At 46.8% G+C, this 22,773-nt stretch carries 21 protein-coding genes; 3 read left to right on the top strand and 18 right to left on the bottom strand.

Features of this window, described 5'->3' with window-relative positions; all coding sequences use genetic code 11:
* Position 1: 1 nt before the first annotated feature.
* The 14 genes from BMX05_RS06195 to ung form a co-directional block, all read right to left on the bottom strand.
* Complete coding sequence (locus BMX05_RS06195) at positions 2-916, bottom strand: acetaldehyde dehydrogenase (acetylating) (RefSeq protein WP_093309102.1); 915 nt, start codon at positions 914-916, stop codon at positions 2-4.
* 25 nt (positions 917-941) lie between these two features.
* A complete protein-coding gene (gene dmpE, locus BMX05_RS06190; protein ID WP_093309101.1) occupies positions 942-1,727 on the bottom strand; it encodes a 2-oxopent-4-enoate hydratase in 786 nt (261 codons plus the stop codon).
* An 11-nt stretch (positions 1,728-1,738) separates the two neighbouring features.
* Complete coding sequence (locus tag BMX05_RS06185; protein ID WP_093309100.1) at positions 1,739-3,196, bottom strand: 2-hydroxymuconic semialdehyde dehydrogenase; 1,458 nt, start codon at positions 3,194-3,196, stop codon at positions 1,739-1,741.
* 64 nt (positions 3,197-3,260) lie between these two features.
* The gene (locus BMX05_RS06180; RefSeq protein WP_093309099.1) at positions 3,261-4,184 is read right to left on the bottom strand and encodes a catechol 2,3-dioxygenase; all 924 of its coding nucleotides are present in this window, start codon (positions 4,182-4,184) and stop codon (positions 3,261-3,263) included.
* 49 nt (positions 4,185-4,233) lie between these two features.
* Positions 4,234-4,578 (bottom strand): 2Fe-2S iron-sulfur cluster binding domain-containing protein, encoded by a 345-nt coding sequence (locus BMX05_RS06175; RefSeq protein WP_093309098.1) that lies wholly within the window; start codon positions 4,576-4,578, stop codon positions 4,234-4,236.
* A gap of 86 nt (positions 4,579-4,664) precedes the next feature.
* On the bottom strand, positions 4,665-5,726 hold the full coding sequence (locus tag BMX05_RS06170; RefSeq protein WP_093309097.1) for an NADH:ubiquinone reductase (Na(+)-transporting) subunit F: 1,062 nt from the start codon (positions 5,724-5,726) through the stop codon (positions 4,665-4,667).
* A gap of 36 nt (positions 5,727-5,762) precedes the next feature.
* A complete protein-coding gene (locus tag BMX05_RS06165; RefSeq protein WP_093309096.1) occupies positions 5,763-6,125 on the bottom strand; it encodes a phenol hydroxylase subunit P4 in 363 nt (120 codons plus the stop codon).
* Positions 6,126-6,173: 48 nt separating this feature from the next.
* Positions 6,174-7,676, bottom strand: a complete 1,503-nt coding sequence (locus BMX05_RS06160) for an aromatic/alkene/methane monooxygenase hydroxylase/oxygenase subunit alpha (RefSeq protein ID WP_093309095.1) — start codon at positions 7,674-7,676, stop codon at positions 6,174-6,176.
* A gap of 22 nt (positions 7,677-7,698) precedes the next feature.
* Complete coding sequence (locus BMX05_RS06155) at positions 7,699-7,968, bottom strand: MmoB/DmpM family protein (protein ID WP_093309094.1); 270 nt, start codon at positions 7,966-7,968, stop codon at positions 7,699-7,701.
* Positions 7,969-7,994: 26 nt separating this feature from the next.
* Positions 7,995-8,975 carry an aromatic/alkene monooxygenase hydroxylase subunit beta gene (locus BMX05_RS06150; protein ID WP_093309093.1) on the bottom strand — a complete coding sequence of 327 codons (981 nt, stop codon included), beginning with the start codon at positions 8,973-8,975 and terminating at the stop codon, positions 7,995-7,997.
* Positions 8,976-9,024: 49 nt separating this feature from the next.
* Complete coding sequence (locus BMX05_RS06145; protein ID WP_093309092.1) at positions 9,025-9,312, bottom strand: phenol hydroxylase subunit; 288 nt, start codon at positions 9,310-9,312, stop codon at positions 9,025-9,027.
* Positions 9,313-9,618: 306 nt separating this feature from the next.
* Positions 9,619-10,248 carry a LysE family translocator gene (locus tag BMX05_RS06140; RefSeq protein ID WP_093309091.1) on the bottom strand — a complete coding sequence of 210 codons (630 nt, stop codon included), beginning with the start codon at positions 10,246-10,248 and terminating at the stop codon, positions 9,619-9,621.
* 199 nt (positions 10,249-10,447) lie between these two features.
* Positions 10,448-11,530, bottom strand: coding sequence for a protein-glutamate methylesterase/protein-glutamine glutaminase (locus BMX05_RS06135; RefSeq protein ID WP_093309090.1), 1,083 nt, complete (start codon positions 11,528-11,530; stop codon positions 10,448-10,450).
* A 14-nt stretch (positions 11,531-11,544) separates the two neighbouring features.
* Complete coding sequence (gene ung, locus BMX05_RS06130) at positions 11,545-12,261, bottom strand: uracil-DNA glycosylase (protein ID WP_093309089.1); 717 nt, start codon at positions 12,259-12,261, stop codon at positions 11,545-11,547.
* Between the two features lie 88 nt (positions 12,262-12,349).
* Here ung and BMX05_RS06125 point away from each other — a divergent pair, with 88 nt between their 5' ends.
* Positions 12,350-13,099: an S-methyl-5'-thioinosine phosphorylase gene (locus BMX05_RS06125; protein ID WP_093309088.1), complete on the top strand. Its 750-nt coding sequence runs from the start codon at positions 12,350-12,352 to the stop codon at positions 13,097-13,099.
* Here the strand turns inward: BMX05_RS06125 and BMX05_RS06120 are convergent.
* From BMX05_RS06120 to BMX05_RS06110, 3 genes are all read right to left on the bottom strand, one after another.
* Positions 13,096-16,299: an efflux RND transporter permease subunit gene (locus BMX05_RS06120; RefSeq protein ID WP_245710500.1), complete on the bottom strand. Its 3,204-nt coding sequence runs from the start codon at positions 16,297-16,299 to the stop codon at positions 13,096-13,098. The two genes, BMX05_RS06125 and BMX05_RS06120, sit on opposite strands and share 4 nt — an antisense overlap.
* Positions 16,292-17,671 carry an efflux RND transporter periplasmic adaptor subunit gene (locus BMX05_RS06115; RefSeq protein ID WP_093309087.1) on the bottom strand — a complete coding sequence of 460 codons (1,380 nt, stop codon included), beginning with the start codon at positions 17,669-17,671 and terminating at the stop codon, positions 16,292-16,294. Before BMX05_RS06115 ends, BMX05_RS06120 begins: the two co-directional genes overlap by 8 nt.
* Positions 17,672-17,827: 156 nt before the next feature.
* Positions 17,828-19,540 (bottom strand): DUF342 domain-containing protein, encoded by a 1,713-nt coding sequence (locus BMX05_RS06110; protein ID WP_093309086.1) that lies wholly within the window; start codon positions 19,538-19,540, stop codon positions 17,828-17,830.
* A gap of 93 nt (positions 19,541-19,633) precedes the next feature.
* Between BMX05_RS06110 and BMX05_RS06105 the strand changes: the two genes are divergently transcribed.
* Positions 19,634-20,989: an MATE family efflux transporter gene (locus BMX05_RS06105; protein WP_245710498.1), complete on the top strand. Its 1,356-nt coding sequence runs from the start codon at positions 19,634-19,636 to the stop codon at positions 20,987-20,989.
* Here the strand turns inward: BMX05_RS06105 and BMX05_RS06100 are convergent.
* Positions 20,984-21,352: a 4a-hydroxytetrahydrobiopterin dehydratase gene (locus tag BMX05_RS06100; protein WP_093309085.1), complete on the bottom strand. Its 369-nt coding sequence runs from the start codon at positions 21,350-21,352 to the stop codon at positions 20,984-20,986. The two genes, BMX05_RS06105 and BMX05_RS06100, sit on opposite strands and share 6 nt — an antisense overlap.
* A gap of 183 nt (positions 21,353-21,535) precedes the next feature.
* Here BMX05_RS06100 and BMX05_RS06095 point away from each other — a divergent pair, with 183 nt between their 5' ends.
* Positions 21,536-22,771, top strand: a complete 1,236-nt coding sequence (locus BMX05_RS06095) for a WD40/YVTN/BNR-like repeat-containing protein (RefSeq protein ID WP_177166810.1) — start codon at positions 21,536-21,538, stop codon at positions 22,769-22,771.
* Positions 22,772-22,773: the final 2 nt, after the last annotated feature.

Genomic DNA, 22,773 nt, shown 5'->3' with positions numbered 1-22,773 from the left:
CCTAGTGCTGACGCGCCGGCAGGCTAATAACGCCTTGGGCAATTTCTTCGGCAAACATTTCTGCGGTACGCAAACTTGCCGCCGTCATAATATCGAGATTACCCGCGTATTTGGGCAGGAAATCCCCTAAGCCTTCCACTTGCATAAAGCAGGAAACACGCTTGCCATCAAAGATAGGACCATTCACCAAACGATAACCGGGCACATATTTTTGTACCTCGGCTACCATCTGATGCACAGATTCAGTAATTGCTTGTTGATCTGGGATTTCTTCCGTGAGGCAGTGAATCGTATCGCGCATCATTAAAGGTGGTTCTGCAGGATTAATAATAATGATGGCTTTGCCTTGTTTGGCCCCACCCACTTTTTCCACCGCACCGGCAGTCGTTCGGGTAAACTCATCAATATTCTGGCGCGTACCTGGTCCCACCGAACGTGAAGACACCGTAGCCACAATTTCACCATAGGCTACCGCTTGCACTCGGGAGACTGCAGCCACCATAGGGATGGTCGCCTGCCCACCACAGGTCACCATATTAACGTTCATTTCCAGATTTTTAGCATGATCGGCTAAATTCACCGGCGGTACGCAATACGGGCCAATCGCCGCTGGGGTCAAATCTATCATAATGACCCCTAACGCATTGAGTTTGCGGCTATTTTCTGCATGAACATAAGCAGAAGTTGCATCAAAAGCGACGCGAATATCATCTTGAATCACATGCGGTAAAAGACCGTCTACCCCAGTTGCGCAAGTTTTTATACCCATTTGTGCTGCGCGCTGCAGCCCTTCCGATGCGGGATCAATACCCACCATCCATACAGGCTCAATCCATTCAGAGCGCTGCATTTTCATTAGCAAATCCGTGCCTATATTCCCTGGGCCAATAATGGCCGCTTTTAATTTCTTACTCATATGGGGATTCCTGTGGCCAAACTGATCAGACAAAACGCACTGAGGCACAACCTATACCGCCAATGGTCACACTCATAAAGTCACCCGCTTGCACAGGCTCTAAAGGCACCAAAGAACCGGATAAAATGACTTCACCTGCTTTTAAAGGAATCCCAAATTGGCCCAAAGTATTGGCCAGCCAAGTCACACAATTCACTGGACTCCCTAAAGCCGCTGCACCCGCACCTGTACTGATGATGGCACCATTTTTTTCTACCACCATGCCACACGTTGCCAAATCCAGCCTCCGTGGATTCACTGCCTTATCACCCAGCACAAACAAGCCACAAGAGGCATTATCTGCAACTGTATCTTGAATTTTGATTTGCCAGTTTTCGATACGGGAATCTACGACTTCAAAACAGGGCAACACCGCCTCTGTTGCCGCTAAAATATCCGCATTGGTTAACCCTGGGCCTAAAAGATCTTTTTTGAGGATGAAAGCAATCTCCCCTTCTGCTTTTGGCTGGATCAGCTGCTCTGAGATAGGCATTTGCTGACCCTGGCTATATGCCATTTTGTCGGTCAAAAAACCAAAATCAGGCTGATGCACCTTGAGCATGTTTTGCACCGCTTTTGAGGTCACACCAATTTTTTTACCAATAATTTTTTCACCTGCGGCCACCCGACGCTCTATCATGCGCAGAGAAATATGATAAGCATCCTCCACAGTGATCTCGGGAAAACGCTCGCTAAAAGGCTTTAACGTGATGCGCTTTTGCATCGCATCAAATAATTCGTCGCCACATTGTTGAATAAGTTGTTGATCCATAAACAAAAGCCTCAGAGTTTGATGCAGATATTTTTGAGTTCAGTATAAAACTCCAAACCATGTACACCGCCTTCACGACCAATGCCCGATTGTTTGGCACCCCCGAAGGCGGTACGTAAATCACGCAAGAACCAAGAATTCACCCACACCAAACCTGCTTCAATACGTTGCGCTACTCGTAATGCACGCGAGGTATTTTCAGTCCAGATGGCTGCTGCGAGGCCATAATTTGTCGCATTCGCAAGAGCAATCACCTCCTCTTCCGTATCGAAAGGTGCGATATGGCAACAAGGACCAAAAATCTCTTCTTTAATAACGCGTGCTGTCTCTGGTAAACCAGTCCAAATGGTTGGCTCAATCCAAGCGCCACGATTTAATTCAGGGTCGCCCATGTCTGGAATCCCGCCCCCAATCTCCACTTTTGCCCCTTCTTTTTGCGCGAGTTGATAGTAGTGCGCCACCTTGTCTCTGTGCTCCAAACTCACCAAAGGGCCAAAATTAGCTTGTGGATCTTCAGGACGCCCCAGCTTCAGCTTGGCAACCTCTTCTTTCATCCGAGCAAGAAATTTTTCAAAGAGAGGACGTTGCACATAAACCCGCTCCGTCCCTAGACACACTTGGCCACAGTTGACAAAAGCAGAACGCATAGTGCCTTCCACTGCTTTTTCAATATCTGCATCTGCGAAGATTAGGCTCGGATTTTTACCACCACATTCCAAAGAAATATTGCGCAAGCCACAAGCCGCCGCTTTCATAATGATTTCGCCGGTCCGAGTTTCCCCAGTAAAGGTGATAGCATCGACTTGCGGATGCTCAGTGAGAAAGGCACCGGCAGAGTCTGGACCGAAACCATGGACCACATTAAAAACACCTGCGGGCACACCACATTCATTCATCACCTCACCTAAAAGGGTGGTGGTTGCAGGGGTTTCCTCCGAGGGTTTAACTACCACGGTATTACCACAAGCCAAAGCGGGCCCGACTTTCCAAGTCATTAATAATAAAGGTAAATTCCAAGGTGCAATCACAGCGATTACCCCTTTGGGGGTACGCTGACCAAGGTTCAGCGCGCCTAAGGTATCCGGGGTATCCAAACGAAAACTTTCTGTTGGATGATTGGCTAAAGTCTCAGAAAAAGCCTTAAAGTTGGCTGCACCACGTGGAATATCAATATGCGCTGCAAGATGCCGAGGCTTACCTGTATCCAAGCATTCCGCCGTTAGAAACTCTTCAAAGCGCTCATTAATCCGCTCCGCTACCTTGTTCAACAGGGTGATACGTTGCGCTTGTGTCAGTTGACCCCAAGGCCCTTGTAATGCCTGTTTGGCCGCTTGTACTGCCGCATTGACTTGTTCACGTCCTGCTTCGTGTACCATACCAATCAGGCTGTAATCGACAGGGCTACGGTTTTCAAATTGTTTCTCTGTCGCGACAAATTCACCCTGAATAAAGTTTTTAAATTCTTTCATAAGCATATCCATAAATTTTGATGGATTAAATTCTGCCCCAGCCTTTTGCTGGGGCGGTGCTGCCTTAGGTTAATACGGTTAAAAAGCGCTCATTAAGTTGGCGATCATGATAAAAAATCGCTTTACCGAGCTGTTCTACATCCCAAGTCACGGGGGCATGATCTGGATAGTGATAGTCACCGCCAGCAAAGACTTCGTTGCGATTACCAGAAGGATCAAAGAAATAAATGGTTTGTCCGTGCGTTAATCCGTGACGCGTTGGCCCAATATCTAAAGAGGTGTCTGTCATCGAGATCAAATCGGCGGCTTTCAGAACATCATTCCAAGTTTCTAAGAAAAAGGAGGCATGATGCAATTTGCCAGGCTCTGGGTGTTCAATAAACGCCACATCATGGGCTTTCATGCTGACAGTTACAAAACCTGCTAATTGTTTACCTTCAGGATCAAGGACTTGCTCCGCCAAATCCATCCCTAGAACTTGCGTTAATAATTGCACGCTTGCCGCTACATTCGGCCCATATAACAAACAATGATCAAAACGAGTCGCTTTCATTCCTTTTAACTCGCGTGGCCAAGCTTCTGGATTGCGCGGATTAATGCCCCATTTACCCGTTTGTTTTTTGGTCGCAAATAGCTCAAAACTGTGGCCGGTGGGAATCGTAAAGCGAATACGACGACCACAATCTTTTAAATCTTCTGCTGGAATTTCTTGTGTACTCACCCCTGCGGCTTGTAGATCGGCTTGCAAATTGTCTAAAGTCACCTCATCCACACATTTAAAACCAACAAAGTCCATTCCCGGTTGGTCAGCTTCACGTAAGACCAGAGAAAACTTATCTACCTCGGTCCAACCTTTTAGATACACACGACCTTGGGCATCACGATCCATCTCGATCATGCCTAATAAATCCACATAGTGTTTTAGGGCTTCATCCATATCTAACACACGGATTTGAATGTGACCTGGACGCATTACACCTTTTTTCATCAGATGTCCCTCATTAATTATTATACTTATTGGTTGGTAAACGCTTGGTTTAGCCTGCCTGTGCTAGGCAAGCTGTGGCAATTTCAGGCGAATCTACCTGAATGTTTAAATCAGTACGCGCATAAACACGGCAGGCTAATACTTTGCCTTGGGCTTCTTGCTCAGCAGAAATCCAAGCCCGGCTCATCCGCTTACTGAAATACTGGCCTTGTACAATCTGAATCCGGCATTTTCCACAACCACCACCCCGACACCCCACAGGGATGCTTTCTTGTCCGGCTGCTTCCATGGCTGCTAGCACACTTTGTTGTGGGTCGGCAAAAAACCCCTGCTTTGGTGCAAGCACTTGAATCCAGTATTTTGCTGGCTGACTTTTAAGCACAACATCCGCCATAGCCCACCTCATTTAAGATTTTCTGGATAAGCAGATTATTTAATATGAGAACCTAAATACCGCCGTCAAAAATCCTATTCAGAAACTTAGATACGCTTAAATAAGGCGGAGCGAGTACCCGTCTGTGCACCATCAGCGGCAGTGACAAAACGTTCCATATGGATATCACGCTCAAACAAGCGCCCTTGCATTAAGGCGGTAATAGCCGCATCAATCATCACAGGCGGACCACATAAATAAGCTTTATGACCACTAAATTGGTGGGCAAAGTAATCCTGTGCGGCTTCATGGACAAAGCCCTTGAATCCTTCCCAGTGGTCTTCTTCCAGCGGCTCGTTAAGTGCAGGAATATAATGAAAATTAGGATACTGATCCGCTAAAGCTTGCAAAAATTCCCTTTGATATAACTCGGCTAAATGACGCGCGCCTTGGAATAAATAAATTTGCCGCGTATCTCCAGCTTGGAGTAAATCAAGAATCATGGATTGCGGACTCGATAACCCAGAACCTCCAGCAATAAAAATCACATCTTGAGGATCAGATTTGCGCACAAAAAACTGTCCATAAGGCCCAGAAATTGGCAATACATCCCCCACTTGTAGATGCTCATGCAACCAAGTGGTCCCTGCACCTTCAGGAACTAAACTGACATGTAGCTCTAGCTTTTGGTTATCTGAAGGCGGATTCGCAATTGAGAAAGCGCGCGTGCCGGTAATCCCCGGTAGTTGCAGGTTCACATATTGACCGGCTTGAAAATCCATCGCCTGATTTAGCTGAAAATAAATGCCTTTAATCCGTGGCGACAGGGTGCGGATTTCTGTAACCGTCGCTAAAAAATCTTGTACTGGATACCCTTGAAAATCTGCGTCCACATCAATATCGGCTTCAATCACCAAATCAGACTCTGGGATCGCACAACAGGCTAATACTTTGCCTTCGTCCCGCTCCATATCCATCAAGGCAAAAGGAGAAGCCGCACCAACGTCCACATCCCCTTCTAATACCTGTACTTTGCAGGTTGCGCACGTTCCATGACCACAAGCAAAAGGCAACCACACACCCTGACGCAAGGCGGCATCCAAGATGGTTTGCCCCTCGTCGACTTGAATCAGATCCCCTGTCGGCTCCACTCTCACTTCATAACTCATCGGATTTTCCTCTTGGTTTTCTCTGCCTGCTAGCCACTAAACGCCAGCATTTTGATAGCCTTTGAGTTCAGGGGTTTGAAAGCGCAATAAGGATTTATGACCTATGCCCTGCGCTTGTAATCCAGTATCCAATTGAGGTACGAAAGGCGCACCATCGAGTAACCAAGTCGTTTGTTCCCAGTCGATACTTTCCCATTGCGGATGCAAGGAGAAAGCCTCCGGCATCACCTGATCCCGCAACACACGAAAAGGCGTTTCTGGGGGAAGCGGATAAGCAAAAGCCGCACAAAACATTAAATGATGATCCCAGCCGACATACACAATTTGGTTACCATGAAAATTCTCTACCTTATCTTTCATCTCACCACAATAATCGGGCGTTATTGCACGTACTGGCATACTGGTATTCCTTCATGCTTGTTATTTTTATACTGGCATTTAAAAGATCTAAGCCACACCTTTCCACAGCTTCCAGCGTGCCTCATCTGGAGAACCTTTCATATCTAGGTTATCTGCGCCTACATTCATGCGGTAATAATCGCGCAGGATGTCTTCAACCTCAGGGCCGCCACATTGGCCTTGGAAAATTTGATGCACAGGTAACCAAGAGTGAATGTATTTTTCCGGCTCTTCATCGAAGATGTCCTTACAACCATCTGAGCAAAAGTGGTAACGCTCTCCCTGGTATAAGGATTCACGGTAAGCAATCTGGGTCGGATCATCCATTTCAGTAAACAACATAGGAATTTGGCAGGTTGTGCAAAGTTGCGGTAACGCCTTGGTATAAAAGCGTTCGCCTTTGGCTTCCATGGCTTTGGCCAATTCCCAGCGTGGACGGTAATATTGATCAAAGGTATGCGGGTATTTCTCACTCAACCAATCCAATTCCTCATCCGTTGGAATCCAAGTGTGGAAACCAGCAGCATGACCATGGGTATAGAAGGTCCACCATGCTTGGTGGGAAATGTGTTCTTTTTCTTGCTCAATGAGATCCGCATATTTCGGCATACGAATTCCATAACGTGCCAGATCTTTAAATAAGGCGCCGCCGGCTTCTTCGAAATAGACTTCCCATGCTTCCTTCCAGCTCATCACTTTATTAGGCAACATGTAATCCATCATCATAGCGACGATCGTCAGCAAGCGCGTGCCTCGCCAAAACCACTTATCTATCCACTTTTGTACGATGGGGATATTATCTTCATGCTGCTCTAGCAGGAATTTAATCACCTCTAAACCCAAGGTCATATGGCGTGCTTCATCCGATTGTGCAGAAAACCCAAAGGTCACTGTTGCCATATCCCCGTTATAAGCCGCCCCTGACATAAAAGGCACAAATAACAAGTTGGTGAGTACGTATTCAAAACTAAACCCAATCGCAACCATAAATTCGAAAGGGCCTGCGGCGCGTGCATCATTAAAGAAGGATTTGGGTACCGACAAGTACCATACCCGATCATGCATATGTGACCAGTCTTGCAAGCCATCAAAGAATTTGTTGTAGTGGCTCATAGCATGGATCTGGGTTTGCACATGGCGTAACTCGTCAATCGCTTGCATCTGGCATGCAACACGCGCACCCACACCACTAAATTGACGCCCTGTATGTGCAAAGCCTTGAAAAGCTTGATATTCTAGCGGAGAAACGCCTGTTAAAAAGATTTTTAACGCATTGACATAACGCGGATCAGAAATATTTAACTGACCATTATTTTGTGCAAAGGCATCAAAAATCGCATACAGCTTGCGCTCTTTTTCGGCTTGATATTTCCAATAAGCATCCATAGTTAAGCGGAAAGGGTCTTCCCACTGGGACCAGTCGGTAATTTTGATACCTTCAAATTCCTCAAATGGAAATGCTTGTTTACGATCTTGATAAGAGAATTCCCAATCAAGATCCCGCGTTAGTAAGCGATATTTATCTTTAATATTAAGTTTTTTCGCGGCCATAACCTTCACCTTCTATTTATTGTTATTGATTCCAAGTGAGTGTGAGCTGCTCGTCATCTTCGTCGACATTACCGCCTAGGGTGATCAGATTGAGGTGAATCTCCTGTACATCCCAATCCCGCCCCATCACCTCTTCTACACTAGCGCGTTTCACCACTAGAAAATTTTGCGCCTCAATACGAATCATCGCCGGCATATAAAGGATTTCTGCTGTTGGATTATCAGCTTGAATCGCCTCGACCAAGTAGCGAGACTCATCATTATCTTGCAACGCAATATAGACTTTAGACATGCTTGTGTTTCTCCAGTCAGCCGGTTTTAAATTCCTGATTTTGCAAGGCGCTTATCGAGATCGGCTAAAGCCTGCGCAAGGGCATTTTCATCAAGCATGGCCTCTGCTAAAGGCTGCAAGGCTTGTATGGCTAAAGCGCGCCATTTTTGCACCCACTGTGTCAGTAAGGTTTGATTCGCTGCCGACTCACTGGCGGTTGTTTTCAGCACAGCATCCATCCAACGTTGTGCTTCCTTATTCCATAGCTGCATAAATTCCAGCAACATACCCACATCTTGCGCCCCAGATTCACTCAGTTTGTGATCTAACTGGCGATAGACTAAATCTGTCATCAGGGTATCCATCACCAAATTCTGCGCGACCATCACTTCAAACCAGTCTTCAGTGACTAGCGTTTGTTCACAAAGCGCACGCAAACCTTGCCAAATATCTGCCTCTAGCCATTGATGTTTTGCCTGAATTAATGACTCCCCTGTATTAGCGTCCAGAATTAGGCCGATACGTGATAAGTACTGCGCCATGCCTAAACGATCCATACCATTAAATAGCAAGGCTTGAGTGATTGCGGTGCCATAGCCATAGGCTGCACCATACATATTGTTTAAATTGGCGGTGTGCTCAAAGTGGCGCAAAGGCACCAGATAAGTCATCACTTGTGCTTTCGCACTCTCAGAGAGGAAACGTGCTAAATCACGTTTTTCAAAAAAGGCATAATTGCTTTCAGCAACTTCCTGCATTTTGGCACGCTGTTGCACATAAGCGCCGTAATAGAACTGGCGTGGATCTTTCAACGCGTACCAGTCCTGCATCACAATCTGGGTACGTCTTGGGTCATTCAGCTCTAAATCCGGCTGCCATAAAGGACGATAATGAAAGTTAGTTTCTGATTGCACATCATAGGTCGCTTCTTGGTAGCGCGAAGCTGGCTTGTTACCAAAACGACGCTCAATATGTGCATACGTTTGGCGCACAGGTTCCAAGGTAGCGGTCTTAATTTCAATCGACATAATTTATCCTTTCCATATTATTGTTATCAGTGAGGATTTTTATGATTCGCTAGGTACGCTCAGTGTTACGCGCCATCAGGGTATTTTCCCCGTAACGCCATTTTTCTGTATCTGCATCAAGATTTGCGACCTGCTCAGGACTCATAGGAACGACTTGGTTATGTGCACAAAAAGCAGCAAAAGCAGACGGCGGCATAATCAATTCCACCATCAAAGCTGGATCACCAATGGCAAAGTAAAACTCTACAAAACGTGCATTTTCTGGACTCAATACATGTACATATTTCGTCAGGTGTTGCAGATCTTGTATCGAATCTTGAGATTGCAGTGCAGACATGGGAAAACCTCTGACTTGATTATTCGTTACGTCAAGATTTCCCTTACTAGCGCAAAGCCTGTGCCAACTCGCAGCACAGGCGCAGAAAAAAAATTTAACCTATTGTTTTTGAAAAGTTTTATTGGATGAGTTTATGAGAGGGATAAAATTTCTCAGCAACATTTTTCTAGCAATATCAAGAGAAATTTCATCAAATCATCACCTTGATCAAGGCCAGTGGAGGATTTGGTGAACTGGTGACTGCGGGGCGGCGCTTGAACCTTGATTCAACAGGTGGCACAAGCGCACAAAGAAAAGAAAAGCCAATTAGCTTCTATTGACGCTAGATAACAAAGCACCTGCAGTAATAAAAACACTCGCGGTCAGTCGATTAAATAATTTCGCGCGTCCTTTAGCAAAAATCCAACTTGATGATTTAACTCCTAAATACGCATAAGTCATCAACCAAGCGAGCTCTAACACCACAAAAGTGATGACAAAAATCAGATATTGTGTCCACAGTGATGTTTGCGGATCAATAAACTGCGGAAAAAGGGCTGTAAAAAACAAAATCGCTTTAGGATTACTTACGCCAACGAGAAAACCGCTAAAAAAATTGGCTAAATCACGTTTTTGTGGGCCATCAGTCTTTTTTTCCAACGTATAGTCTTCCTGCTTGGCTAATAATAATTTCAAACCAAGGTAAATAAGGTAAACCGCTCCAACCCACTTGATAAGATGGAATATTGCATCTGAACTTACAATCACTGCACCCAACCCAGCAAAGGATAAGGTTAAAATCCCTGTAGTTGCCAATAAGCTACCTAAAGCCGCAAAAAAAGCCTGCTGTAATCCTCGAGTTACCCCAGTAGAAAGGCAAAGCAGCACGCTTGGGCCTGGCGAAGCGGTAAGTATTAAGATGGCTAGCAGATAATAACTCCATATTTCTAGCGTCATACCCTTTCCTTTAATAGTGAAGTAAAAGCGCAGTTAGATAACATATTTTCAACAAAAAAAGATCAATTTTGCGGGGGTGTTGCAAGCTATTTATAAGCGATCAGGCTTCTACCCTTGCTGCAAAGAAAGCTGCCTCCCCCTGCTAAGGGAGAGGAGAGGTGAGGTGGCGTTTGCGCGCAGTTTTACTAAATCAACCCGATCATTTCACGTTTTTAGTTTGCAGACCAATCCACTGGGGAATCTCTTTTAAGCTTGCGACAGTCTCAACAGCACCACGCCGAATAGCTTCTTTAGGCATCCCAAAGACCACACAAGAAGCCTCATCTTGTGCCAAAGTTTTCGCACCGGCACGCTTCATCTCTAGCAGACCAGCTGCACCATCATCTCCCATCCCTGTCATGATAATCCCTAAGGCATTGGCACCTGCTGCCTGCGCCGCTGAACGAAAGAGCACATCCACTGATGGCCGGTGCCGACTGACCAAAGGGCCATCTTTAATTTCCACTCGGTATTGTGCCCCTTGGCGTCTGAGCAACAAATGACGCCCACCAGGCGCAATCAAGACTTGGCCCACCAAGACCCGGTCCCCATCTTGGGCTTCTTTCACTTGCATGGCTGATAAAGTATCTAGGCGTTGTGCAAACGCATGGGTGAAATGCTCAGGCATGTGCTGCACCACAAGAATCCCAGGCGTATTGGCTGGCAAGGCTGTGAGGACAGATTCTAAAGCTTGGGTCCCACCGGTAGAAGTCCCAATGGCAATCACCTTGTCTGTCGTTTCTGCTAGGGGTGATAAATTTCTCGCCGGCAAGACCGCATCTGCACTGAGTTTCGGCTGTACAGGTAATATCTTCGTCTTCGTGCGTATTGGTTGCACACGCGCCCGTGCTGCAGCGCGTACAGCATCAATCACTTGTGTGCGCGCCTCACTCAGAAAGGATTTCACCCCAATTTTAGGCTTGGTAATAATCTCCACCGCACCTGCGGCAATCGCCTGTAAACTCGTCGTTGCACCGGTTTCTGTCAAGCTAGAACAAATCACCACAGGCGTAGGGCGTTCTTGCATGAGTTTACGCAAAAAGGTGATGCCATCCATACGTGGCATTTCAATATCCAAAATAATCACATCTGGCCATTGCTTTTGCATTAACTGCAACGCGAATAAGGGATCGCGTGCAGCCCCTATGACTTCAATGCCTGCTGTTTGACTAAGGAATTCCGTCAGCACCTGACGCACCACTGCGGAATCATCCACTAATAACACCTTAATTGCATTTGCCATGCGTAGTCCCTAGGCTAGTTGCCCCCATTGATAACCAGCTCCTCTGCCTCTGGCAGGCGCCACTTGATCGGCGTTTGTTGTTGTGCTTGTAAATAGGCATTGGTTTGTGAGAAGTGACGACAACCAAAAAAACCACGGTGCGCTGCCAAAGGAGAAGGATGAGGGGCTTTTAATACCAAATGACGGCTCGTATCTACCTGAGCCGCTTTACGTTGCGCATACGCACCCCAAAGTAAGAAAACCAGATGTGACTTTTCTTGATTGAGCACTTGTATCACTTTATCTGTAAAGATTTCCCACCCTTGCTTTTGATGAGAAGCCGCCTGATTTTTTTCTACAGTTAACACACTATTTAATAAGAGTACGCCTTGTTGTGCCCAAGGTACAAGACATCCATGACTGACCGCAGGAATTCCTAAATCTGTGTACAACTCTTTGTAAATATTGACCAGAGAAGGGGGAGCAGGTAGATGAGGCGGTACAGAAAAACACAAACCGTGCGCTTGCCCAGGATTATGGTAAGGATCTTGCCCTAAAATCACCACTTTCACTTGTTGGAAGGGAGTAAAACGAAACGCATTAAACCAGTCTTTTGAATGCGGATAAATCACTTTATGTGCATCTTTTTGCTCACGCAAAAAAGCCTTCAAACGAAGCATATAATCTTGTTGAAACTCAGTGTTAAGATACTGTCCCCAATCAGCAGGTAACGGAGAGGATACTTGTGTCATCAGTCAGCACGCCTTCACAGGATAAAATGAGCAAGTTATATTAGCGGAAATTTCTACCAACACCTATTTTCAACCTAAGGAGTCACCTATGTTTGCAGTGATTGGGGGTACGGGCCTCACGCAAATGCAAGGCTTAGTCATTGAGAAAAGCCATACCCTGACAACCCCTTTCGGTGAGCCTTCCGCTCCTGTGCAACAGGGCACTTTAGGCACACAAAAAGTATTGTTTTTGGCACGTCATGGTCATCCACACCAAATTCCACCACATCAGATTAATTACCGTGCTAACTTATGGGCCTTACAAGCCTTAGGTGCGACCCAAATTATCGCCGTTAATGCCGTCGGTGGGATTAATCCCAATACACCTGCTGCAGGGATTATGATCCCCAATCAATTGATTGATTATACTTGGGGACGGCCGGCGACCTTTTTTGAACAGGGGGCACGCACTGATGGGGTAGGTTTTGAGGTCACCCATGTTGATTTCAGCTGGCCCTATGATGAAGATTTACGCCAGCATCTACTTGCTAGTGCCCATGCGCTTAATCTCTCGGTGACCGCTCAAGGTGTCTACGCTTGTACTCAAGGTCCACGTTTAGAAACTGCAGCAGAAATCCGCCGTTTAGCCCAAGATGGCTGCGATATTGTCGGCATGACAGGCATGCCTGAGGCCGCTTTAGCGCGTGAACTTAAGCTGCCTTACGCGTGCATTGCTTTAGTCGTGAATATGGCCGCTGGGCTCACGGATGAAGAAATCACCATGGCGGAGATAGAAGCCGCATTGCAACAAGGGATGGGTAAGGTACTCAAACTCCTCACCCACACTTTAAGCGCTTAAGTTTGCCCAAGCGGCAAGGCTTTTTGAGGCGTAACGGAATGCGCCTTTTTACCTTCTAGCATCACCAAAACCGCAGGCACAACAAGTAAAATCAATAAGGTGCCATATGCCAAACCAAAGACAATAGACGTGGCCATAGGAATTAAAAAGCGCGCTTGCAGTGAGGTCTCTAACATAATAGGCGCTAAGCCGGCAATTGTGGTTAAGGAGGTCAATAAAACGGCACGAAACCTTTGCACTGCAGCTTCTTCAATCGCTTCATAAACAGGCACGCCCGCTTCACGCAATTGCTTGTAAAAGCTGATCAAGACGATGGAATCATTAATCACTATCCCAGAAAGCCCAAAAAGACCAAATAAGGATAAAATGGTCAGATCCAGCCCCATCAATAAATGGCCAAAAATCGCCCCCGCCAGCCCAAAAGGAATTGCTGCCATCACAGCAAAAGGCCAAGTATAGGAGGCAAACACCCAAGCGAGAATCAGCCAAATCAGGCTGAGACCCAACAAAAGCCCAGTTTTCATATCTTGGGCAGTTTTTTGTTGGTCAGCACTACGCCCTTCATAGCCAATATCCACTGGATAAGAAGCACGCAAGCGTGCAAGTAAACCTTGCTCTAATTGCTCAATCACAGCATTCGCATTGGTGACCGCTTCATCCACATCTGCAGAAACCACAATGGCTAATTCACCATCAATCCGCCGCAATAAGTCTAAACCACGTCTTGGCGTAAAGTGCACGACATTGGCCAAAGGCACACTCGTACCATCCGCTAAACGAATCGGCAAGGCGGCCAAATTCGCTAAATAATCACTTTCTTGTTCACGCAAACGGATGCGAACTTCTATCTCTTGGGTACCCTGATAAAAAATTTGTACTCTTTGGCCTTCTAGGGCATACCTTAATTGTCGACCGACTTGCGCTGCATCTAAACCAAGGGCTTTGCCCATAGGGGTGAGCTCATACACCCATTGCTGCTTTCCCCAGGGTAAATCATCATCAATATTGGAAACTCCTGCATAATCGGCTAATGCTTGCTGAATTTCTAACGATAGAGCTTTGAGCTGTTCAACCTCTTGCCCACTGAGTTTAATTTCTATAGCTTTGCCCGCAGGACCTGTACGCTGTTGTTCAATTGCTAATTTTTCTAATCCAGGGGCCAGTTGCATCTGTTCACGCCATCGCCGAATGAGTTCCGCATTACTGATAGTGCGTTGTTCGCTACCGATCAGAGCAAGGCTCATACTGGCGACTTCGTCGCCACGTGTTAACCCACTACCGCCCATAAAGTTTGCTTGACGTAAATAGGTCACCACTTGATCTACCACCTGGGTCGGCTGATCTGCTTGATGCAAACTTTGCTGCAAATGCTGCATAAAATTTTGCACATCTTCCAAGGCCGTCCCCGCCATAAATTGCACGTTTACATCAATACGATCCCCTTCCACTGTGGGGAAAAAGGTAAATTTCACATGTCGACCCGCCACAAGGGCAATGGCAATCAGCAAAGAACACACTGCAAGGGTTAAAGTCAGGTGGCGTTTCGCAATTGCCCAACGGACTAGAGGACGAAAGTGCACCTCACGCAAACGCGCAAAGCCGGTCTCAAATTTTTGTCGCCACGGACTTGCGACCCTATGCTTACCACGCTCGAAACTGTGATAAAGATGTCCTGGTAAAATGAGAAAGCATTCCACCAGAGAAGCAATCAGCACACAAACGACAATCGTGGGGATATCTACCAGAATATTTCCTATCGTCCCCCCCACTAAGAATAAGGGCAAAAAGGCGGCAATCGTGGTTAAGGAAGAAGAAACGACAGGTACCAGCATGCGCTGAGCACCACCTAAAGCAGCTTGACCTGCACTTTCGCCTTGTTGTAGGTGCGCCATCGTATCTTCACCCACCACAATGGCATCATCCACAATAATCCCCAGGGCCATAATCAGGCCAAAAAGGCTAATCATATTGATGCTGCCACCGATGACCCAAAGCACCACTAAAGTTGCCAGCAAGGACACAGGAATGCCCACGGCAACCCACCAAGCCACACGCACATTCAAAAATAAAAAAAGTACCAAGATCACTAGAATCAAGCCGCCTAAGCCGTTATTCACAAGGAGGCGAATCCGATCTTGCAGAAATTGCCAGCGCTCGTTATAAACCAAAAGCTCTAGACTGGGTGGCAAGGTTGGCCGTGTTTGTGCGACCCAAGTTTGCATGATTTCAGCCATCGCCAAAGTATCATCCGCACTCGTACGCTCTAAAATGAGTTCAACGGCGGCTCTGCCTTGATGCTGAATTAAGAGGGCATCTTCTTGCGCTTGCTGCTTGATGGTGGCGATATCACCAAGCAATAACAAACGCCCTTGCGCATCTTGCAGCAAGGGGATTTGCATAAATTCGCGCGCACTTTTTTGTTGATTTAAACCACGAATTTCAATCGCACCATCTTTACGTGCAGCAATCCCTGCAGGCAAATCCTGGCTACGCGCACGAATCAACTGGGTCAGTTGTTCCAAGGTCAAACCGAGGCGGTGCAGTTGCGCTATCGAGACTTCAATTAAGATTTCTTCTTCCGGCAATCCTCGCACTGTGACACGCCGAATACCCGCTTGTAATAAACTTTGTTCCATCTGATCCACCCAAGGGCGTAACTCACTGAGAGGACCACTGGAAGTCAGTAACAAGGTAGCAATATCTTCATAGCGGGTAATTTGGCTAACGCTAGGACGTTCAGCTTCTGCCGGCAAGGTACGCACATTATCAACCGCTTGTTGTACCTCGTCTAACACACGCCCTAACGATGCGCCTTCTTCTACTTCTAAACGTAGCTGAGCGGTGCCACGGCGTGCATCGCTAAAGATTTGCTCTATCGCATTGACGCTTTGTAAGGCTTCTTCCAGAGGGCGACTAATGGCTTGCTCAACATCTTCCGCACTTGCACCTGGCCAGTCGACCTGCACAAGTACAATATCTAGCTCAAAATCAGGAAAAAACTGGGTATTGAGGCGATCAAGTGCCAAACCTCCTAACAAAATCAACAAAAACATCAAAAGGTTTGCTGCGATTTTGTGGGTGGCAAACAACACCAAAAGACTACGCAAAAACCCAGGATTTTGCTGAATACGCACTTGCATAGCTTCTATGTCCATGCTTTGGCGATGATGAGTTGGCGTTTGCTCCAGTTCCTTACTCATAAGCCGCCTCCGCAGGTGCTGCCAGACTCTGTTCAGCAATCACTTCCACTTTTAAGCCTTCAATCGCATTAGGCAATTGGGTTGTCACCAAGTCAGCGCCTGAAGGCAACTGACTTGCATCAATCAAAATATACGCCTGCTGCTGACCTTGTACTTGCCATTGGCCAATGGGCGTCACCGGATACCCACGTAAGCGACCAGACTCAACGACATAAACACGCTGGTTATCATAAAGAGCCGTACCTGGAATCGGTAAACTTTGAGGGACAGGTGGTAAAACCAAGGTTAAAGTCACAGGGCGGTTAAGCTCAGGTCGTCCCCAATCAGCGTCTGGCCTCGCTTGTGTGTGTTCTTCCTTTATATTTGTAAGTTCTGTGTTGGCAAACGGGGCCGGTTGGAAAAAAGCACTCACCCCACCCTGACCTTTTTCAATTTGCGCCGCCAGCCGTGCCAAACGCCAACGGCTAGGTTGACCATCTTCCAAAGTCATATAGGCGTATAAATCTTGCTTTTGCGCTAACGCTTGGCGTAATTGTGGTAAATATTGATGGGAAACTTGGGCGGTAATTTCAAGACTATCAGGATTATATAAGGTGATCAGAGGGGTACCGGGTGTGACTCTATCACCTGGAGCCACTTGGACTTGGGTCACTTCCCCAGCAAAAGGTGCACGCACTTGGGTACGTTCGAGGTTTAGCTCAGCTAAGGCTGCCTGCGCTTGTGCTTTTTGCAGACGTGCTTGCAATTTTGCCAACTCACTTGGGTAAGTCTCTAGAGTTTGCCGACGCTGTACTAGGCTGACTTTTTGTTTTAGTAAAGCCTGTTGGGCGTCATCGACATTCGCTTGCGAGGCGGATCTTTGCTGTCTTAGCTCTTGGTAACGTGTCCAACTTTGCTCTGTCAAGGTGACAAGTTCTTGTTCTAGTCGATAAGCAGCCAAGTCAGCTTGATGTTTGATTTTAGCTGCAGCAATCTGCGCTTGTAGATCCTCAACTTCCGCTTGGCGTTGTTGTGCCTCCCATTGCGCCTCACGCGGATCTAACTGCAAAAGCATTTGTCCTGCAGACACGCTTTCACCCGCATTTTGGTACACTTCCTGCACATCTGCGATCACAGCAGATTTCAGTTGAGCTTGTTCTCTGGCTTCCACAACCCCAAACAAAATCATTTGTGGTGCATACGCCTGTGCCCAGATTGGCAGACTTGCCACTCGCCAACTTTGTTCACTTTGCACATTTTTACTCGGCGCTTGCCGCCAAGCCAATAATAAAAAGATCAAGGCACCTGTGATCGCCAATACCAATAGAATGACCAGCCATTGTGGCCAAGCTTTTTTACTTTTTACTTGCGTACTTGGAAGAGAAGCAGACATAAAGAGGGCGCCTTAACAATATCGATTAAGTCATTTAGAAAGCCACACATTTTAAAATTAGCTTAAACTGATATTATACAAAAGATATACAGCATACAAGACAACTTGAGATTCAGCCGCTCCCATAAGAGAGGGTAGAGGCGAACCGCTTGTCAGTTAACGCATAGATATCTCGCCTTCTTTCAAAAAGAAGGTGATTTTACCTAGGGTATTGCGTGGCTTAATGTCTTGTCCGGCAATTTCAATCTGTACACCTGCAAAACAGGTTTTACGTGCATGAATCCGACCGCTTTGACGCGCTTTAATTTCTGTCTCGCAAGCAGTTTGCTGTGTTAATAATTCCTGTGCTTGTAGTTGCAGGGTGTGTTTTGCTTTTAAAATTTGTTCTTTTTTGGCCTCTGGTATGGGTTTTTGACTGAGTTTCAGCTTAGCAACCAAAGCCTTAAGCTGTTGCATGCGTTCATGATTGGCTTGTAAGGCTTCATCAAGGTGTATTAATTGCGCTTTTTGCTCATCACATAAACCAACCTGCAGGCGTGTGCTCACAGAAGAGTTAGAACCTAAAATACCTGCTTCTATATAGTGTACCGCTTGAACTTGTGATCCCACGATACGCCCTTCCCCTAAAACACTAACATAGGTTTGGGCTTGGACACTTGAGTTAAGAATTTGCCGCTGCACAATCACATGTGCCCCTGCTTGTACCCAAGCTTCTTGAATAAAGCGCGCTTGAATATGCCCTTGGGCTTGTAACACTGCATCTCCTGGATTAGGTGCTAGGAGGCTAGGCTTACTTTCTTCGATAGGACGCGCCAACCCCAGCACCCCCCCACCAATCTCGATATTACCGCCAGCTTCTAAATAAGCTTTTTCTACCAACCCTTTAACAAAAATATCACCTGTTACTTTTACCCGCATATCTGCATCAATATTGCCTTTCACTAAGACACTACCGCGAAAATCGATATGGCCGGTTTGCAGATTGACTTCCTCGACTTTCAGCACATCATCCACCAAGGCACCATCACTTAAAATCACTGGCAAACCTGGTTTAGCGGCTAGAATCAGATTTTCATCTTCTGGATCGAGCATGACACTATCATCACGCAAGCGCAGACGAATATCTCGCCCACGATAACAACGAATTTTACGCCCATGCACCCCCATGCCATCCTTGCCTTCAAACGCAGGAATTTTACGCACGAGTGGGGTTTCTGGTTCCACAAAAGGGAATTCTCCCATATCACGATAATTGATATGGCCTTTATCATCTTTCACAGGACGTCGATCACTGACTTGATCGACCAAAATGTCTAAACGCGCATTGATACCTTCTTGCGCTGGTTCACCAAAAGCGACCAAAAAACATAAAGGCGTTTGTGCCTGACGCACTTGTGGATCACTAGCCTCGCGCACGATCGTTTCTAGAGTTTGTTCACACACACCATACACCACGCGCGCACTTTTAAGACTCGCTTGGAGGTTCTCTAGCGTTAGATCCTGTCCTTGTCCTAATGCAGGATGCACTTGTACACCTGCAAGTAAACTATCGCGGCTCGCAAACACTTCCAAATGCGCATCACGCGCACCGCCCAAGCACACATCCCCTGCTTGTTTACGCTGCAAGCCCAACAAAAGCGCCGCCACCCCTTCCCTGAAAAACGGATATTGCTCACGTGGATAACCTGCCTCGTCCGCCAAAACGCTAATTTCTTGTTCTGTAAGGGGGCGGGTATTTAGATTCGGCGCTAGATGCGCATACACTTGGCCCTGTTCATTAAGCGAGAAACTCAGCCCTAACTCTTCAGCACAGGGCAGTTCTTCCGCATTCGTTGCCTGTTCGGCGGCGACTTGAGCGTCTTCTTGCATTCTCACATCCTCAAGCAGTGGCTTGGTATACACCTTGCACAGAGCGCTTAATCTTCTAGACTAGAGCGTCTTTATTTTGCGAAGGAGTTATCAGTGTCTGTTTCAGTTACTGAGTTATCCACTTGGGCACGCCTAGGTGCCTTATGGCAAACCACCTGGCCGATGGCGATGGGCGTGACCGCTATGCTCAGTTTTCATCTAGCGGATAGTATCTTTGTGAGTTACTTAGGGGTAGAGCCTCTGGCGGCCTTAAGTTTTACGCTCCCTTTAAGCTTTTTAATCATAGGCGTACAAGTCGGCATTGGCATTGCATTAACCGCTTTAGTCTCGCGCGCATTGGGTGCACAAGAACCAGCACGTGCGCAACGTTTAGGGAACTGCGCCTTAGTTAGCGGCACTGTAATCATTAGCCTACTGGTAGTATGCCTTTGGGGGTTAGAGATTCCTCTATTTCGTATATTGGGCGCATCAGATACTGTATTACCCTGGATTCAATCTTATTGGATTTGGGCTTTAATCAGTAGTGCTTTTGCGGCGATTTTGTATTTTGGATACAGTTTGTTACGTGCACACGGGGATACACGGACTCCAGGAACTTGGATGCTACTGACGGCTTTAATCAATATCGCTTTAGATCCCTTATTTATTTTTGGTTATGGCGATTTTGCTGGCTGGGGTTTAGTGGGTGCCGCTTGGGCTTCTTGCTGCGGTTGGCTGGTGGGCATCTTGGCGATTTATTGGCTTCTTTACCGCAGAAAAATCCTCCGTCTTAGCTCAGCTTTTGTAGAGGCGTATACTTCCTTACAAGCTTTAGCACAACTGGCACTACCTGCCATGCTGTCGCAAATGCTGCCCCCATTAGCTGCGTTTTTTGCGACCTTGATTGTCGCCCAGCAAGGTGAATTAGCAGTGGCTTTATGGGGATTAGCAACCCGAGTGGAATTTTTCAGCCTAGTGCTTGTGCTGGCTTTAACCATGTCACTACCACCTATTTTAGGACGAGCTTATGGCGCACAAGACTGGTCTAGCGTGGCCGCTTGGATCAGTAGCGCCTTGCTATTAATTATTGGTTGGCAAGGCATTTGGGCACTCACTTTAAGCTTAGGCGCTGGTTGGATTGCCCCTTGGTTAACCCAAGATCCTGCATTAACCCAACCTTTCATTCACTGGTTAATTTGGGTGCCTTGGGGTTTTCCTGCTTTAGGGATTTGTATGTTGTTAGTCTCTGCTGCTAATGCATTGGGCTGGCCCAAACGCGCTTTATTAATCGCTGGATTACGTTTATTTGCTTGTTACTTACCTGCCCTTGCCCTAGGCGGTGCTTGGGCAGGTCTAGAGGGTTTATTTTATGGCGCGCTCATCGGCCATCTAGGTGCAGGCGCACAAGCTTGGTTTTTGTACCATCGAGCGTACCGCCAGCAAGTGTCACTCAATACATCCACCCTATAACCCCCAAGAAGCTGATTGTTGTAGTTGCTCGTACAAGGCACTGGTTTTTGCCGCCATGATAAAATCATTGGTATGCAAACCCCGTACCTTGTGCGTGTACCAATTGACAGTGACCCGTCCCCATTCAATATGCAAACTGGGATGATGTTGCTCTTGCTCTGCTAAAGCGCCCAAATTATCGGCAAAAGCTAATGCGCTCACAAAATCGGCAAATAAAAAACTCTTCTCTAGCTGCAAAACGCCTTCGGCTTCCTCTAAAGTCCAATCGGCAACCTGTGTATGCAAATGCCCCAATTCACGAGCACTCAGCAAGTTCGCTGGACAGGTTTCTAACTGACAATGTTGACGTGCAAGTGCGTCCATAAAGTATCCCCTTTACATCAAACGAGTTATTTTTATTGTGTACCAAGCGACTGCTTTTGCCAGCACAAGATAGGACTCGTGCTTGATTTTAAACAAACGTTTGTCTATACCCTTGATCTAGTGTTAAATGCTTATTGAATGACATGGCTTAATGCCCACACAATAACAACAATGGAGTTCCCCATGTCGATATTCCCCAGTATGCCATCAGCGCGTATGCGTATTTGGCTTGCGTGCTTGCTACTGGCTTGCATCCTCACCCCACAGTTACAAGCCAGCACAACATCTAAGTATCAATACCCAGATACCTATGTTTTACAGACTTCGCCTATCAATCGGCAAGCAACCTCCTCCTTATTATTGGATTTAATTCGCGTTGGCTCACGTTTACTTGCGCTTGGTCAAGGAGGGCATATTTTATATTCCGATGACCAAGGTCAGTCGTGGCAACAAGCACAAGTCCCAACGACAAGCTTACTCACCAGTATCACGTTTAGCGATGCACGCACAGGTTGGGCTGTTGGTCACCAAGGGCTGATTCTCACCACACAAGATGCTGGGGCCTCTTGGCAAATCGCTTACCGCCATGCTGAATATCTCGCGCAAGCTGCACAAATTCATCTTCCTGCTTTACGTACCCAAGTTGATCAACTCAGCCAAGCTGTGCAAAATGCACCAGCACATCAGCGCGCCGATATGGAAGCCGAGCTTGAACAAGCCCGCTGGGATTTAGAAGATGCACGTTTTCTTTATCAACCAGAAGCTTTACCTCCTTTATTGGACATTCATTTTAGCTCGGCACAAGAAGGCTGGGCTGTAGGCGCCTACAATACCTTAATTCACACCCAAGACGGCGGCCAAACTTGGCAACCTATTTCTCAGCGTATTCCCAACCCAGATGGTATGCATTTATATGCTGTCACCCACCTAAAAGACGCTCTCTTTATTGCCGGAGAAGGCGGTTTTTTGGCTTATTCCACCGATCAAGGCCAGCATTGGTCCACCCTAGATAGCCCTTATCAAGGTTCTTGGTTTCACATTCAAGCTGATCCACAACAAGGGCACTTATATTTACTTGGCTTGCGTGGTCACGCTTTTGTGAGTCAGGATCAAGGTCATAGCTGGCAATCACTTTTTACATCCGATACTCAAACCACTCCCAAAGTCAGTTTTAATGCTTTGCGCATTCTTGCAGATGGGGCACTGGTATTGTGGGGACAGGCTGGGGAATACTGGTATCAACCCCACAATCAAGCACCTTGGCAAGCCTATCAAGCGCCTCAAGGCACCAGTCTGATGACAGGTTTAGCGCTCAATCACAACACTTTGCTTGCTGTTGGCCAAGGTGGATTACATAAAATCAAGCACCCACAGGTGGTCACTCCGTCAACGCCTTCCCCTTCTACGCAGGAGCCTTAAAT

Origin of the sequence: Allopseudospirillum japonicum, assembly GCF_900108915.1 — a bacterium.
Lineage (GTDB): Bacteria > Pseudomonadota > Gammaproteobacteria > Pseudomonadales > Halomonadaceae > Pseudospirillum > Pseudospirillum japonicum.
This window is presented reverse-complemented; position numbering and strand designations above follow the sequence as displayed.

Coding starts and splice junctions, on each gene's coding strand:
- BMX05_RS06140 (WP_093309091.1), bottom strand. CDS start 10,248: ATGACGCTAGAAATATGGAGTTATTATCTGCTAGCCATCTTAATACTT.
- BMX05_RS06135 (WP_093309090.1), bottom strand. CDS start 11,530: ATGGCAAATGCAATTAAGGTGTTATTAGTGGATGATTCCGCAGTGGTG.
- BMX05_RS06150 (WP_093309093.1), bottom strand. CDS start 8,975: ATGTCGATTGAAATTAAGACCGCTACCTTGGAACCTGTGCGCCAAACG.
- BMX05_RS06195 (WP_093309102.1), bottom strand. CDS start 916: ATGAGTAAGAAATTAAAAGCGGCCATTATTGGCCCAGGGAATATAGGC.
- BMX05_RS06180 (WP_093309099.1), bottom strand. CDS start 4,184: ATGAAAAAAGGTGTAATGCGTCCAGGTCACATTCAAATCCGTGTGTTA.
- BMX05_RS06095 (WP_177166810.1), top strand. CDS start 21,536: ATGTCGATATTCCCCAGTATGCCATCAGCGCGTATGCGTATTTGGCTT.
- ung (WP_093309089.1), bottom strand. CDS start 12,261: ATGACACAAGTATCCTCTCCGTTACCTGCTGATTGGGGACAGTATCTT.
- BMX05_RS06175 (WP_093309098.1), bottom strand. CDS start 4,578: ATGGCGGATGTTGTGCTTAAAAGTCAGCCAGCAAAATACTGGATTCAA.
- BMX05_RS06115 (WP_093309087.1), bottom strand. CDS start 17,671: ATGTCTGCTTCTCTTCCAAGTACGCAAGTAAAAAGTAAAAAAGCTTGG.
- BMX05_RS06170 (WP_093309097.1), bottom strand. CDS start 5,726: ATGAGTTATGAAGTGAGAGTGGAGCCGACAGGGGATCTGATTCAAGTC.
- BMX05_RS06155 (WP_093309094.1), bottom strand. CDS start 7,968: ATGTCTAAAGTCTATATTGCGTTGCAAGATAATGATGAGTCTCGCTAC.
- BMX05_RS06185 (WP_093309100.1), bottom strand. CDS start 3,196: ATGAAAGAATTTAAAAACTTTATTCAGGGTGAATTTGTCGCGACAGAG.
- BMX05_RS06120 (WP_245710500.1), bottom strand. CDS start 16,299: ATGAGTAAGGAACTGGAGCAAACGCCAACTCATCATCGCCAAAGCATG.
- BMX05_RS06160 (WP_093309095.1), bottom strand. CDS start 7,676: ATGGCCGCGAAAAAACTTAATATTAAAGATAAATATCGCTTACTAACG.
- BMX05_RS06145 (WP_093309092.1), bottom strand. CDS start 9,312: ATGTCTGCACTGCAATCTCAAGATTCGATACAAGATCTGCAACACCTG.
- BMX05_RS06110 (WP_093309086.1), bottom strand. CDS start 19,540: ATGCAAGAAGACGCTCAAGTCGCCGCCGAACAGGCAACGAATGCGGAA.
- BMX05_RS06165 (WP_093309096.1), bottom strand. CDS start 6,125: ATGCCAGTACGTGCAATAACGCCCGATTATTGTGGTGAGATGAAAGAT.
- dmpE (WP_093309101.1), bottom strand. CDS start 1,727: ATGGATCAACAACTTATTCAACAATGTGGCGACGAATTATTTGATGCG.
- BMX05_RS06125 (WP_093309088.1), top strand. CDS start 12,350: ATGTTTGCAGTGATTGGGGGTACGGGCCTCACGCAAATGCAAGGCTTA.
- BMX05_RS06100 (WP_093309085.1), bottom strand. CDS start 21,352: ATGGACGCACTTGCACGTCAACATTGTCAGTTAGAAACCTGTCCAGCG.